At 69.2% G+C, this 12,157-nt stretch carries 10 protein-coding genes; 9 read left to right on the top strand and 1 reads right to left on the bottom strand.

The features are described from left to right. The first annotated feature begins 28 nt into the window (after positions 1-28). The 6 genes from ACWGID_RS20595 (at position 29) to ACWGID_RS20570 (ending at position 6,285) form a co-directional block, all read left to right on the top strand. The gene (locus ACWGID_RS20595; RefSeq protein ID WP_452198752.1) at positions 29-1,957 is read left to right on the top strand and encodes a potassium transporter Kup; all 1,929 of its coding nucleotides are present in this window, start codon (positions 29-31) and stop codon (positions 1,955-1,957) included. 8 nt (positions 1,958-1,965) lie between these two features. Then, a complete protein-coding gene (locus ACWGID_RS20590) occupies positions 1,966-2,814 on the top strand; it encodes a DUF6597 domain-containing transcriptional factor (RefSeq protein ID WP_452198750.1) in 849 nt (282 codons plus the stop codon). Then, positions 2,795-4,015 carry an FAD-binding oxidoreductase gene (locus ACWGID_RS20585; RefSeq protein WP_452198748.1) on the top strand — a complete coding sequence of 407 codons (1,221 nt, stop codon included), beginning with the start codon at positions 2,795-2,797 and terminating at the stop codon, positions 4,013-4,015. The genes ACWGID_RS20590 and ACWGID_RS20585 overlap by 20 nt, the downstream gene beginning before the upstream one ends. After that, positions 4,012-4,572, top strand: a complete 561-nt coding sequence (locus ACWGID_RS20580; protein ID WP_452198746.1) for a dihydrofolate reductase family protein — start codon at positions 4,012-4,014, stop codon at positions 4,570-4,572. The genes ACWGID_RS20585 and ACWGID_RS20580 overlap by 4 nt, the downstream gene beginning before the upstream one ends. Continuing rightward, positions 4,569-5,183 carry a DinB family protein gene (locus ACWGID_RS20575; RefSeq protein WP_452198744.1) on the top strand — a complete coding sequence of 205 codons (615 nt, stop codon included), beginning with the start codon at positions 4,569-4,571 and terminating at the stop codon, positions 5,181-5,183. Before ACWGID_RS20580 ends, ACWGID_RS20575 begins: the two co-directional genes overlap by 4 nt. A 100-nt stretch (positions 5,184-5,283) precedes the next feature. Beyond that, positions 5,284-6,285, top strand: coding sequence for a glycoside hydrolase family 43 protein (locus ACWGID_RS20570; RefSeq protein ID WP_452198742.1), 1,002 nt, complete (start codon positions 5,284-5,286; stop codon positions 6,283-6,285). 1 nt (position 6,286) lies between these two features. Here the strand turns inward: ACWGID_RS20570 and ACWGID_RS20565 are convergent, their stop codons facing one another. Beyond that, a complete protein-coding gene (locus ACWGID_RS20565; RefSeq protein WP_452198740.1) occupies positions 6,287-6,895 on the bottom strand; it encodes a maleylpyruvate isomerase family mycothiol-dependent enzyme in 609 nt (202 codons plus the stop codon). An 88-nt stretch (positions 6,896-6,983) separates the two neighbouring features. On the opposite strand from ACWGID_RS20565, the gene ACWGID_RS20560 reads away from it, so the two are divergent. The 3 genes from ACWGID_RS20560 (at position 6,984) to ACWGID_RS20550 (ending at position 12,146) form a co-directional block, all read left to right on the top strand. Further along, positions 6,984-8,198, top strand: a complete 1,215-nt coding sequence (locus ACWGID_RS20560; RefSeq protein ID WP_452198738.1) for a helix-turn-helix domain-containing protein — start codon at positions 6,984-6,986, stop codon at positions 8,196-8,198. Positions 8,199-8,394: 196 nt separating this feature from the next. Then, positions 8,395-10,221 (top strand): outer membrane protein assembly factor BamB family protein, encoded by a 1,827-nt coding sequence (locus ACWGID_RS20555; protein WP_452198736.1) that lies wholly within the window; start codon positions 8,395-8,397, stop codon positions 10,219-10,221. A gap of 50 nt (positions 10,222-10,271) precedes the next feature. Then, positions 10,272-12,146: a hypothetical protein gene (locus tag ACWGID_RS20550; RefSeq protein ID WP_452198734.1), complete on the top strand. Its 1,875-nt coding sequence runs from the start codon at positions 10,272-10,274 to the stop codon at positions 12,144-12,146. The last annotated feature ends 11 nt before the right edge of the window (positions 12,147-12,157 follow it).

Genomic DNA, 12,157 nt, shown 5'->3' with positions numbered 1-12,157 from the left:
GCTCTCCAGGCGGGTAGTGTCCGGGGACGTGACGGATCAGCAGGCGCACAGCGCCACAGCGCGCGACACGGTCAAGCTCGCAGTGGTGGTCGGCGCACTCGGTGTCGTTTTCGGCGACATCGGTACCAGCCCTATCTACACCCTCCAGACGGTCTTCAACCCCGAAGACCCGCACCCGGTGCCGCTCAGTGACCACAACGTGTACGGCGTCGTGTCGCTGATCTTCTGGTCGGTGATGATCATCGTCACCGTCACGTACATCCTGCTCACGATGCGCGCGGACAACAACGGCGAGGGCGGCGTGGTGGCGCTGATCACGCTGCTCCGCAAGTGGACCCGTACGCACCCGGGCCGGAAGGCCTCCGGGGTGCTGGCGACGGTGGGTCTGTTCGGTGCGGCGCTGTTCTTCGGCGACGGCATGATCACGCCGGCGATCTCGGTGCTGTCCGCGGTCGAGGGCGTGAAGACCGTACAGCCGTCGCTCGGCGAGTACGTGATCCCGATCACCGCGGTCATCATCATCGGGCTGTTCATGGTCCAGCGCCGCGGCACCGAGCAGATCGGCCGGGCGTTCGGGCCGGTGATGATCGTGTGGTTCGCCGTGATCGGCGCGGCCGGGATCGGCGGCATCCTCGAGCACACCGCGATCCTCAAGGCACTCTCCCCGACGTACGCGGTCGGCTTCCTGGCCGGGCACTTCCACATCGCGTTCTTCGCGCTCGCGGCGGTCGTGCTGTCGATCACCGGCGCCGAGGCGCTGTACGCCGACATGGGGCACTTCGGCCGGAAGGCGATCAGCCGGGGCTGGCTGTTCCTGGTACTGCCGGCCCTCACGCTCAGCTACATGGGCCAGGGCGCGCTGATCCTGAAGAACCACGAAAACATCAGCAGCCCGTTCTTCCTGCTCGTCCCGAGCTGGGGCCGGCTGCCGCTGGTCCTGCTCGCGACGGCCGCGACCGTGATCGCGTCGCAGGCCGTCATCACCGGTGCCTACTCGGTGATGGCCCAGGCCGCCCGGCTCGGGTACCTGCCGCGGCTGCGGGTGACGCACACGTCGGCGACGACGATCGGCCAGATCTACGTCCCCTTCGTCAACTGGCTGCTGTTCGTGTCGGTGCTGACGCTGATCTTCGCGTTCCGCAGCTCGGCCGCGCTGGCGTACGCGTACGGCATGACGGTGACCGGGACGATCACCATCACCACACTGCTGTTCTTCTACGTCGCGCACTACCGCTGGAACATCCCGAAGTGGCTGATCCTGCTCGGCGCGGTCCCGCTGCTGCTGATCGACGGGCTGTTCATCGCGGCGAACCTGACCAAGCTGCTGCACGGCGCGTGGCTGCCGCTGCTGATCGCGCTCACCGCGTTCACCGTGATGACGACCTGGCAGCGTGGCCGCGAGGTCGTCACCCGGGAGCGGGAACATGCCGAGGGCTCGCTGCAGGAGTTCATCGACGAGCTGAGCTCCGGCATGCTGCCGGTCCGCACAGTGCCGGGGACGGCGATCTTCCTGAACCGCGGCGGGACCAGCGCGCCGCTCGCGCTGCGGGCGAACGTCGAGCACAACCAGGTCCGGCACCAGCACGTGGTGATCGTCGCGATCGACACCGAGCCGGTGCCCCGGGTCCCCGAGGACAAGCGCGTGATGGTGAACGACCTCGGGTACGGCAACGACGGGATCACCCACGTCACGATCAAGTTCGGGTACATGGAGCGTCCCGACGTACCGGCGGCGCTCGCGCGGCTCGATCCGGATCAGTCGGAGGGACCGCTCGATCTCGACAACGCGTCGTACTTCCTGTCGAAGATCGAACTCCGGCGCGGGCAGGCGCCGACGATGGCGGGCTGGCGTAAGCAACTGTTCCTCGCCACGTCGCACATCACCGCGGACGCGGCCGAACACTTCGGTCTCCCCCGCGACCGCACCGTCATCATCGGCTCCCACATCGAGTTGTAGCCGCCGCCATGGACCAGACGTACGACGAGAGTCCGCCGGTGCCTGCACTGGCCGGCCTCGTCCGTACGGTCTGGATCCAGCGCACGGGATCGCGGCCGTACGCGCAGCGCGATCTGCCGACCGGTGGTGTCGAACTGCACTGCCTGGTCGGCGGCGTTCCGCGGTTGATCGGGCCGCTCACCCGGGCGCACCTGCAGACGATCCCGGCCCGGACCACGATCGTCGGCGTGCGGTTCATGCCCGGTGCGAGTACGCCGTTGCTCGGCGTACCGGCGGATGAGCTCGTCGACTGCGCGGTGGATCTGTGGGGTCCGGCGGCCGAGGCGATCGGGTGGGCGGTGGCTGACGCCGCGACACCACAGGCGGCGTTGCTCGACGTCCAGCGGTATCTGGCCGGGCAGCCGGTGCGGCCGGACTCGGTTGTGACGGAGATGGTGCGCCGGTTGATGCCGTGGGAGCCGACCGGGATCGCGACGCTGGCCGACGATCTCGCGCTGTCGGAGAGTCAGCTGCGGCGCCGGTGCCTGACCGCGATCGGGACCGGGCCGAAGGCGTTGCAGCGGACGCTGCGGTTCCAGGGGTACCTCGCGCTCGCGCAGGCCGGGTTCGGCAGCGGGCTCGCCGACCTCGCGGCCGAGACCGGTTACGCCGATCACGCGCATCTGACCCGCGAGTGCGTACGGCTGACCGGGGTGACGCCGCGCGACCTGCTCGGCGACAAGGCCGACCGGTGCGACTGCGGGCACGACCACTCGGCGTCGTACCGGCCGTTCCTCGCCGGGTGGTACGACCGTTTCGTTCAAGCGCAGCGCGGTCGTCCGCTTCTAGCGTCGACCCATGGAACTGATCGGTCCTGACCACGAGCAGTACGACGTCTTGCGGCGGCCGGCGCACCCGCAGTACGCCGGGATCCGTCCACACGTCGTCGCGCGGTGCGAGTCGATCGACGACGTGGTCGAGGCGCTGTCGTACGCCCGCTCGAAGAACCTCCCGCTGACTCCGCGCGGCGGCGGCCATTGCTTCGCGGGCCGCTCCTCCACCACCGGCGTGATGCTCGATCTGTCGGCGCTGAGTGCGATCTCAGTTCAGGACACGGTTGCGACGATCGGCGCCGGGGCTCGGTTGGCGGCTGTTTACCGGGAGCTGCACCAGCACGGGCTGACGATTCCGGCTGGGTGTGGGCCGACGGTGGGGATCGCGGGCCTGACGCTCGGGGGTGGGCTTGGTCTGCTCGGGCGGCGCTACGGCCTCACCTGCGACCGGCTCCTCGCCGCGACCGTGGTACTTGCCGACGGCAACGTTATGACGTGTGACGCGGAGCGAGAACCCGATCTGTTCTGGGCCTTGCGCGGTGCGGGTGGCGGGCAGTTCGGGGTCGTCACGTCGCTGACCTTCGACGCCGTACCGTCGCCGCACGCGACGCTCTTCGTCATCACCTGGCCCCGCGCCCGGGCCGCCGACGTGATCGCCACGTGGCAGGACTGGGCGCCGGACGCCCCGGACGACATCACCGCATCCCTCGAGGTGACCGTGGACGGGGTGAAGGTGTTCGGCGCGGCGCTCGGCCGCTTCGATGCCGGGCCGCTCGGTGACGGTGCGGTCGAGGTGCGGGATGACCTCAGTTGGCCGGATCTCAAGCGTGTCCTCTCGGAAGGCGAGCCGGACGATCGGGTGATTCACAGCAAGTCCGAGTTCGTCGGGGCGCCGCTGCCGCCGGACGCGATCGCCGAACTCGTACGGAGCGACTGCGAGCTGCACTTCACCCCGATGGGCGGCGCGTACAACCGCGTCCCCGCCGGCGCGACGGCCTTTCCGCATCGCAGCGAGCGTTTCCTCCTCGAACACGTCGGCCCTGATAGCGACGCGGTACGACGGTCCTGGGCGCTCGCCCACCGGTACGCGTCGGGCCGGGTCTACCAGAACTTCCCCGACCCTGAGCTGTCCGATTGGGCGGCGGCGTACCACGGGGAGAACCTCGGGCGGTTGACCGGCATCAAGCAGAAGTACGACCCCGACGGTGTGTTCCACTTCCCGCAAGCACTTGGAGGTGCCCGATGATCGTGCTGTACATGAGCATGTCGCTGGACGGTTTCGTGGTCGGACCGGACGACAGCTTCGACGAGCCGATGGGTCGCGGCGGGTTCCGGCTCTTCAACTGGCTCGACGATCGCAACAGCGACGGGCCGAGTGGACAGGTGTACGCCGAGGGTCAGGCGACCGGTGCGTTGATCGCGGGACGGCGTACGTTCGAGCACGCTCGTCGGTGGCAGGGTGACCACCATGACGGTGTACCGATGTTCATCCTGACGCACCAGGTGGACCCGAACGACGTACCGCCCGGGACCGCGCGGTGGGTCACCGATGTCGCCGAGGCGGCTGCGCTGGCCAAGGCCGCGGCGGGCGAAAAGAACGTGATGGTCCACGGCGCCGGGGCCGCGCAGGCGCTGCTCCGCGAGGGGCTGATCGACGAGATCGAGCTGCACGTCGTCAACGTTCTGCTCGGCCAGGGCCGACGCCTGTTCGACAACTTGCCCGCCGAGTACATCGAACTCGAGCAGGTCCGCCAGCTCCCCGCCCGCGACGTCACCCACCTCCACTACAAGGTCGTGAAGTGACTCCCGAGAAGACCCGCCTGCTGAAGGAGCTCGACACCGTCCAGACCTCGCTGATCTGGAAGGTCGAGGGCCTCACCGACGACGAACTCCGGCGTCCGATGACGATGAGCGGGACGAACCTGATCGGCATTGTGAAGCACCTGACCGGGATCACGCACGGGTACTTGTGTGTGGCGTTCGGGCGGGACGTCGACATGTTCCCGGAGTGCACCGACGAGGAGTTGTGGTTCGGGCTCGACATGTGGGCGACGCCCGACGAGTCGCCGGCGGAGATCGTCGACGGGTACCGCCGCGCGTGTGCGGCCGGCGCACGGTCGGTCGAGGAGCTTGATCTCGAGACGACCGGCACGCACCATTCCGGGTCCACGGTCACGGTGCGGGACATGGCATTCACCGTGCTCCTGGACACGACCCGGCACGCGGGTCACGCGGACGTGACGCGGGAGCTGATCGACGGTCGGATCGGGAGCCGGCCGGGCGACCCGATGTCGCCGGACGATCCGGAGTACCTGCGGATGTACCGCGCCCGCATCACTGGCGAGATCGACCGCGAGACCTGGATGACGTACGTCCGCAGCCGCCCGGAGTACCAGCCTCGCGCGGACTCTTAACTCCAGGTGGGAAAAATGTTCGGCCTGCGCTCTTGAGGGTGTTGGAATTTGGCCTCAGGATGTGGTGCGACTGATCCACGCCCCTGGGGAGGTTGTCCGCATGTGGAAAGCTCTGCTGCTGGCCGTCGTCGGCGCGCTGGTGATCGTGTCACCCGCCCAAGCGGCCGTGCCCAAGCCCGTGTACGCACCCAGCAACTCCGTCGCCGATCCCGGCATCCTGCGCTCCGGCGGTGACTTCTACGCGTTCACCACGGGACCGAGCGGACGCGTCAGCCGCGGCGACACCGCGAGCGGACCATGGTCGAGCGTAGGTACGGCGCTCGCGACCTCACCGGCGTGGATGGACACCACCGCGGACGTGTGGGCACCGGATGCCTGGCAGACGTCCGCCGGGTACGTCCTCTACTACTCGGCCGTCGCGAAAAGCTTCGGCGGGCAACGGTGCATCGGCGTCGCCACGTCGTCGCAAGCCGGCGGGCCGTACCAACCGATCGGCGACGCTCCACTCGTCTGTCCCGACGGGCAACACGGCGCCGAGGACGGCGTACCCGGTCGGCCCATCGCGGCGGCCGGCGTGATCGACCCCTCCCCCTTCCAGGACAGCGACGGGAACCGATTCCTGCTGTACAAGACCCAGCAGATCCCGTCGTCGCTCCGAATGGTGCCGCTCGACAGTGCCGGTCTGCACTCGTCCGGCGCCAACAGCCGCGAACTGCTGCGACGTGACGGCATCATCGAGAACCCGACGATGGTGCAGCGCGGATCGCAGTACATCCTGTTCGCTTCTCGCTACGGCTACGACAACTGCAGCTACGCGACCGTCTGGCTGCGCTCCGCCGATCGCTGGACCTTCGCCGCCGCCACCGAGAACTCGCTGCTGACCTCAGCCGGCACCGCCCTCTGCGGTCCCGGCGGCGCCGACGTCACCCCGTCACTCGACGGCGGCTGGCGGATCTTCCTCCACGCCTGGGTCTGCGGCACCGGTACGACGCCTTGCACCGATGCCCAGATCACGAACGGCGTCACCCACCGTCGAGTGCTCTACGCCGCCATCCTCAACTGGTCCGCGGACAACACCCCATCCGTCGGCGCCTTCCTCTAGCTCAGAGCCAGGGCCGGAGGGGCTGTGCGGGAGCGCCGTCCGCGGTGGTGACGTCGGAGTAGGCGCGACCGGACAGGTATGCGGCTTGGTCCGGAAGGGGACCCTCGATCGTCGGTACGTCGCCGCGCTTGGTGCGGATGTCGTCGCAGAGTGCTTCCAGGAAGTCCGTCGGGAGGTCGGCGAAGGTGAGCCCGGTGCCGAGGTCGACGGCGTGGATCAGCACCTCGCGGCTGCGCATCCACGGAATGTCGGTGGCCGGGATCGGGAGCCCCTGGGCGGTTCGGACCGTTGCCTTCCACTGCTCCGGACTCAGCTCGGCCATGGCGCCCGCGAGAACTGCCGCGGACGAGTCGAACCACGCGCGCAGGTCGGACCGCCCAGCGCTCGCCTCGATGTCGGCGTTGCGAGCCTCGGCTGACGGGTACATCGGCCGTTCCTCGCCGGTGCGCGCCCAGTACACCAGGTTGCCCAGCGCCTCCGCGTTCAGCGACAGATGCGCCGCCACGTGCCGCCGCGACCACCCGGGCAGCAACGACGGCGCTGCAAGATCAGCGAGCGCCTCGCGGCACAGCGCCGTACCCTCGTCGATCCACTCGTGCACGCGCTCCATGCTGCGAACCTAGCCGACCGACGGCGCGGGTTCTTGCTCCGGTGGGGTGTTGTGGTGAGACTGAGCCGATGAAGGAGGGGACCCTCGGATGGTGACGACGATCGGAGTGGTGGGACCGTCGGACCTGGTCACCTCCACGAGCCGGATCGTCAAAGGGCTGCGTGGAGTCGAGGTCGTCCCACTGCGGTACCGGCGCGAGACGGACACGCCCAAGGTGATGGCCGACGCGCCCGGCAGCGTCGACGCGTGGTTGTTCACCGGCGTGGTGCCGTATCAGATCGCGGCGGCGCAGGACCTGCTCGACCGTCCGGCCGCGCACGTCGAGTACACCGGCGCCACCCTCATGCGCGCCCTGGTCCAGCTGCTCCGCGAGGGGCGGGACGTGACCTCGCTGAGCATCGACGTACTCGATGAGGCGGAGGTCCGCGAGACGTTCGACGAGGTCGGGCTGCCGACCCGTGGCGTTCGGGTGTTGCCGTACCGTCCGGGGCTGAGCCTCGACGACATCCTCGCCTTCCACCACGAGGCCGGCGCGACCGTGGCGATCACCTGCCTGCGGTCGGCATACGAGAAGCTCCGCACCGAGCAGACGACGCTACGGCTCGCGCCGTCGGTGCACTCCGTCCGCAGCGCGGTGAACAGCCTGCTGCTCGTGCATGACGCTTTGCGCAGTGACGATGCGCAGATCGCGCTCGGTCTGGTCGAGATCTCCCCCGACGCCGAGAGCGCGCTCCAGCGCGAGGCCGGCTCGCTGGGCGGCAGCGTGCTCCGGTACGACGACAAGCGTTGGCTGGTGATCGCGACCCGCGGACCGCTGGAGCAGGCGACCGCCGCGTTCACCGAGCTGGGCATGCTGACCCGCCTGAAGGAGCAGTTCGGACCAGTCCGGATCGGGTTCGGTATCGGCGGTTCCGGGACCGAGACCGAGGCGCTGGCCCGGCGCGCGCTCGGCCGGGCGAAGACCGCGGGGCGGACCGCGGCGGTGGTGTCACTGCGCAACGACATCGACCTGGTCCTGGTCGGCGGCGCGGCGCCGCGTGCTCAGCAGCGGTCGAAGCTGCAGCTGCTCGCGCAGCGTGCCGGGCTCTCCAAGGCGACCCTCGAGCGGTTGCAGGAGCTCGTCCACAGCACCGAGGAGGACGGTCTGACCACGCGGTCGGTGGCCGACTACCTCGGCATCCAGCCGCGCACCGCACGCCGGGTCCTGAACCGGCTCGAGCGGGCCGGGCTCGCGGATGCGACCGGCACCCAGCTCGGCACCGGCAGCGGCCGCCCGCTGGTCGTCTACCGCGTTCATCTCTGAGTTCATTGCTGATTGTTTCCCGAACGGTTGACGCACTGCTGCACGTCCGGCTAATTTCAGCCATGACCGTAATTCAGTGCGCACTGTCCCGGGAGGCCTTGTGGACAAGCGATTCGCACGGGGATTGATCACCACCTTGGTCGTCTGCGCAGGTTTCGTGAGCGTTTCCGCTCCGGCCCGCGCTGCTATTCCGGTCGTGACCGAAAGCCCACAGGTCACGAACCTCGGTCCGGCCTCGGCCGTGACCTCGACGAGCGTCGCCGAACAGGTCGGCGACCGGATCTGGACCATCACCTCCGGCGTCTCGCCCGTCCAGGTCGGCGCCTTCGACCCGGTCGGCCGGACCGTCGACCGCAAACTCTCGCTGCCGACCGGCGCCGGCGCCTGGGCGATGACGCACATCGGCACCGACCTGTACGTCGGCTTGTACACCCCGGGCGACGTCTACAAGATCGACACCACCACCGGGACCGCCACCAAGGTCGCTCAGTTCGGATCGTTCATCTGGTCGATCGCGGCGACGCCAGACGGCAAGATCGTCGCCGGCACCTACCCGGACGGCGCGGTCCACGAGTACGACCCGGCCACCGGCGGCACCAAGTCGCACGGCGCCGCCGTACCCGGTCAGCAGTACGTCCGAAGCATCGCCGCCGACGCGACCACGATCTACGCCGGCGTCGGCACCCAGGCGCACCTGATCGCGATCGACCGCGCCACCGGCACCCGCCGCGACGTCCTGCCGGCCGCGTACGCCGACCGCACCTTCGTCGCGACCCTCGCCCTGAACGGCACGAAACTCGCCGCGGGCCTGTCCCCCACCGGCACGATGCTCGTGTTCGACACCACCGACCTGAGCCACCCGGTCGAGGTGCAGACGCCCGGCGGCGATCAGTACGTCACCGCGATCACGCTGGACGGCGCCGACATCTATCTCGGCACCCGCCCGTCCGGGACGCTCTACCGTTACCGCGACAACACGCTGACGAAGCTCGGTTCGCCGTACGACGGGGCGTACTTCAACCGGATCTTCGTCGAGGGCTCGACGATCCGCGCCGAGCTGACCAGCCAGGTCGTCGACTTCGACCAGGCGACCGGGACGTTCACCGGCACCGACCTCGGTCAGGCCGGGCTGCCACCCGCGCCGGAGCAGGCGATGGCGATCGCCGCGACGCCGACGTCGGTCCTGGTCAGCGGCAAGGCCGGCGTCCAGGTCCACGACCTCGCCAGTGGCACCAGCACGCGCACGTTCCTTCCCGGCGAGGCGAAAACCCTCACACCAGTCGGCCAGAGCGTGTACCTCGGCGTTTACACACTGGCCCGGCTCTGGCAGATGAAGCCCGACGGCACCGATCTCCACGAGCTCGGGCAGATCGGCAACGAGCAGACCCGGCCGACCGACGACGCGTACGACGCCCGCTCGCGCACCTGGCTGATCTCCACCGAGCCCGACTACGGCAAGTACGACGGAACGCTCGTCGAGCAGCACCTGGACTCGGGTCAACGCGAGGTCCACCGCGGCGTCGTACCGCACCAGTCGGTCCGATCGGTCACCACCGCGGACGGGATCGCGTACCTCGGCGGCGCCACCCGGAACAGCCTCGGAACGGACCCGATCTTGCCCGAGGCAACCGTCGTCGCGTTCGACCTGAAGCGCAACCAGGTGCTGTGGGAGAGCGCTCCGTTGCCCAAGGCACAGAGTTACAGCGACGTTGTGGTCTATCGCGGCCGCCTCTACGCGACCACGGACGACGGACGGCTCGCCGTACTCGATCCACGCACCGGCAAGCTGCAGGACACCGCGACGATCGGCACCGGGCAGAGCCGGCTGACGATCGCCCGCTCCGGTCTCTATGGCACCGACAGCAAACGAGTCTTCAAGGTCGACGGGGCCAAGGTCACCACCGTGGTCGACGGCCTGGCCGCGCAGATCTACAGCTACCCGCTGATCACCACATCCCACAACGGCGACGCGCTCTACACGATCAAGGGCCGCGACCTGGTCCGCATCGGCGGTCTGCGATGAAGCTCCCGCGCAGGACAGTGTTGGCGACCGCGGTCGCAGCCGCCAGCCTCATGAAACTTCCCGCCTACGCGGAGGACAGTCCCATCGACGGCTCGACGCTGCCCACGTTCGGACCCGCCTGCCTGACCGCCGCTGTCGTCGCGACCGCCGTCCACGACGGTCACGCGTACGTCGTCAGCCGCGGCATCGTCCCGCCCCGGCTGACCGAGCTCGACCTCAGCACCCGGAAGGTCACCAGGACCGTCGAGCTCCCGGTCGGCGAGGGCGGCTGGGCGATCACCGTTGCCGCCGGCAAGATCTACGTCGGCCTGTACCCGGTCCCCGAGGTCTACTGTTTCGACCCCGCCGACGGCTCGCTCGCCCGGGTCGGCAGCCTCGCGGGCGCCGACGGCTTCGTCTGGGACCTGACCACCGCCCCGGACGGCCAGGTCTTCGCCGTCAGCTACCCGAACGGGACGGTCTGGCAGATCGATCCCGCCACCAACGCCCTGACCGGCCTGGGCGCGCCGGTCGCGGGAGCGCAGTACGGCCGGTACGTCGGTGCCGCCGGCGACCACGTCTACGCGGGGATCTACACGCCCTCGCAGCTCGTGGCCTACGACCGCACCTCGGCGACCTTCCGCGACCTGACGCCGGAGTCGATCCGCGGGCAGAAGTTCGGCCCGTTCGCAGCGACCGCGGACCGCCTGTACGTCGGGAGCGACGGCGCGCTCACCACGATGGCGCTCGACGGCACCGACGTCCGGATCGCACCGCTACCGGCCGGCGAGACCGGCATCGACACGCTCACGGTCGGCCCCGACGGGACGGCGTACGTGACGACTCGTGGATCCGGCACCGTCTGGTCCTGTGCCGGCGACACGTTCACCGCGATCGCGACACCGGCGCCGCAGGACGAGCACCGCCGGATCGAGTTCCTCGACGAGAAGACACTCCTCGGCTCGACCGGTTCCGGCGTTCTGTGGTGGCTCGACATCACCACCGGCTCCTTTGAATTGCTCGACCTCCTCGACGCCGGGTTCACCGCGGCGGCCGACAAACCGCAGTCGATCCTGCTCGGCGACCCGCACCTCTACGTCGGCGGGCACTGGGTGATCACCGAGCACGCCGGCGACGAGACCCGCCGCTTCCGGGTCGCGGGTGAAGCGAAGACGCTCTCCTGGATCCGTGGCCAGCTGTACTCCGCCCTGTACCCGAGCACCGAGATCGTCCGCCTCAACCCACGCACCGGCGCCGTCCACTCCTTCGGCACCATCGGTCACGACCAGCTTCGCCCGTGGCAGGCGGCGTACGACGAGACCACCAGACTGCTCGCGGTCGCCACCGCGCCCGGCACCGGCAAACTCACCGGCGCCCTGACGCTCGTCGACGTTCGAACCGGTGAGGTCGACGTCCACTACGGCGTACTCCCCGACCAGAGCGTCATGACGGTGGCGATCGCGGACGGCATCGCGTACCTCGGCGGCGACGTGGTGGGCGGTGGCGGTGTCACCCCGACCCGCACATCGGCAGCGATCGCGGCGTTCGACCTGCGCCGCCGCAAGCTGCTCTGGACGGCCGAACCGTTCGCCGGCGAGCGTTCGATCCAGAGCGTCGCCGTCCACAACGGCATCCTGTACGGCGTCCTGAAGCGCACCAGCGGCGCCTGGTTCACCTACGACCTGCGCACCGGGACCGCCACCCGTGGCGCGAACAAGCTCTCCGGCTACGGCCAGATCCACACTGACCGGACCGGGGTCTACTGTGAAACGAACTTCGGCGGGAACCTGTATCAGCTCGGGCCGGGCCTCACCGAGGCGAAACTCCTGGTCAACAAGCTCGGTGACGGCTGGTTCACCGTGCCGCAACTGACACCGGTGCGCGGCAAACGGCAGACCGTCTGGGGTCTGGCGGACCGCGACCTCGTGCAACTCCCGTTGCCTTAAGCAAACATCGC

The sequence above is a fragment of the Kribbella sp. NPDC054772 genome (assembly GCF_053611945.1).
Note: the sequence above shows the minus strand (reverse complement) of the source record. Positions and strands in the feature narration are given on the sequence as shown.